The organism is Mesorhizobium sp. M7A.F.Ca.US.014.04.1.1, assembly GCF_003998745.1.
GTDB classification, from domain to species: Bacteria; Pseudomonadota; Alphaproteobacteria; order Rhizobiales; family Rhizobiaceae; genus Mesorhizobium; species Mesorhizobium ciceri.
This window is the reverse complement of sequence record NZ_RZRW01000797.1, coordinates 1-2071: the sequence shown is the minus strand read 5'-3', so window position 1 is coordinate 2071 and position 2071 is coordinate 1. Positions and strand designations below refer to the sequence as shown.

At 65.3% G+C, this 2071-nt stretch carries 2 protein-coding genes; both read left to right on the top strand.

Going from position 1 to position 2071, the window contains the following annotated elements; all coding sequences use genetic code 11:
- Positions 1-806: GlxA family transcriptional regulator (locus tag EOA22_RS31605; protein ID WP_164756111.1), on the top strand; the 806-nt coding region annotated here is incomplete at its 5' end.
- Positions 807-1127: 321 nt separating this feature from the next.
- Positions 1128-2071: Xaa-Pro peptidase family protein (locus tag EOA22_RS31595; protein WP_164756110.1), on the top strand; the 944-nt coding region annotated here is incomplete at its 3' end.

Genomic DNA, 2071 nt, shown 5'->3' with positions numbered 1-2071 from the left:
CGAAAGGTGCGGTCGAGGCGTCGAACGGCGTCGTCATCCAGCCGGGCTTTTACGCCGAGGATGCGCCGAAGGTCGACCGCATCGTCGTCTGCTCGGGCGGCGATGCCGATCACCTCGTCGCCGAGGACGCTGCACACTGGATCCGCAAGAGCCTGCGCAATGGCGCCCATATCGGTGCGGTGGCGGATGCCGCGTTCTTCCTGGCGCGCGCCGGCCTGCTCGACGGCCATGCCTGCACCTTGCACTGGACCAGCCAGGCCGCCTTCACCGAAGCCTTCCCCAACATCGAGCTCAGGCGCGACCTCTATGTTATCGACCGCAAGCGCTTCACCTCGGCCGGCGGTGTCGGCAGCCTCGACATGATGCTGGAGATCATCACCCGCGACTACGGCGCCGAGCTTGCCGCCGGCGTCGCCGAATGGTTCGTGCACAGCCAGCTGCGCTCCAGCATCGACCGCAAGATGATGCCGCTGCGCCTGCGCACCGGGGTCCAGAACGAGCTGGTGCTGTCGGCCATCGCCATCATGGAGGACGCGGTCGAGGAGCGGCTCGGCATGGCCGAGCTGACCGCGAAGCTCGGCGTGTCCTCAGACAAGCTCGAGCGCTCCTTCCGCTCCGAACTCGCCATCTCGCCCAATGGCTATTACCGGCGCCTGAGGCTCAAACGCGCCGCCGATCTTTTGGCGCATTCGACGCTCGCCGTGCGCGACGTGGCGCTGGCGTGTGGGTTTGCCTCGATGTCGAGTTTTGCCCGGGCGTTTCGCGAGGAGCATGGCCATCCGCCGAAGCTGGCGCGACGGCATTAGGCTTGGCGCTCGCTGACGCGGTGAGATGTTGGCGGGACAGCGCCCCCCTCTGTCCTGCCGGACATCTCCCCCTCAAGGGGGGAGATCGGACTGCATCTCTGCTTTCGCCAATCTCAGATGTTGAAGAAAAGAACGGCGGCATCGAAAATGCCAATCTCCCCCTTGAGGGGGAGATGCCGGGCAGGGCAGAGGGGGGCGCGAAGGATCGCGACGCAACCGATTAGCCAGCGGCATCCCGCACAACAGCTGCGGTTTTCCGCACAATCCTCCCGCCCCTCTTGCGCCATGCTGCGACCTCGCAACCCAGCCAAGGCCGAGCCCATGAGCATCGTCGTTTTCGACCCCGACAGCACCGAGGACGTGAACTTCAAGGATCGCATGCGCCACCCCGCGGCGGCCGATCCGGCCGGCGGCATGTGGCTGTCGGACACCGAACCGTCCTTCATCGATGCCGATGCCCTGCGCAAAGGCCGGCTGGCCAAGCTGCGCGGCTGGATGCGCAAGGCCGGCTATGGCGGCGTGGTGCTGTTCGATCCGTACAACCAGCGCTACGCCACCGGCTCGCGCAACATGTTCGGCTATTTCCTGCGCAACTCGACCCGCTATTTCTTTATCCCGACCGACGGGCCGATCGTGCTGTTCGAATACCCGCAGAGCTATCATGTCTCCATGGTACTCGACACGATCGACGAGGCGCGGCCTTCCAAGTTGGTCTGGTCGTCGGTCTCGGGCCGCGACGACGAGACCGCAGGTCCGTTCGCCGACGAGATCGCCGAGCTTTTGAAAAAGCATGGCGGCGGCTCGATGAAGCTCGGCCTCGACCGCTGCAGCCATCTGCAGGCGCTGGCGCTGGAAAAGCGCGGCTGTGAGGTCAGGGATTGCCAGGGCGAAATCCTGGCGGTGCGCGCGGTGAAGACGCCGGAGGAAGTGAAATGCCTGCAGGTGTCGATGGCCGGCGCCGAGGCTGCCGTCTATGCGGTGCGTGAGGCGATCAAGCCCGGCGTTTCCGAAAACGACCTGTTCGCCATCATGTATGGCGAGGTCATCCGCCAGGGCGGCGAGTTCATCGAGACGCGGCTGCTGACATCAGGCCAGCGCACCAACCCGTGGTTCAACGAGGCCAGCGGCCGCAAGATCCGCCCCGGCGAACTCTTGGCGCTCGCTACCGACACCATCGGCTGCTACGGCTATTATTCGGATTTCTCGCGCACCTTCCGCTGCGGGCCAGGCAAGCCGACCCCTTACCAGAAGTCGCTCTACCGCAT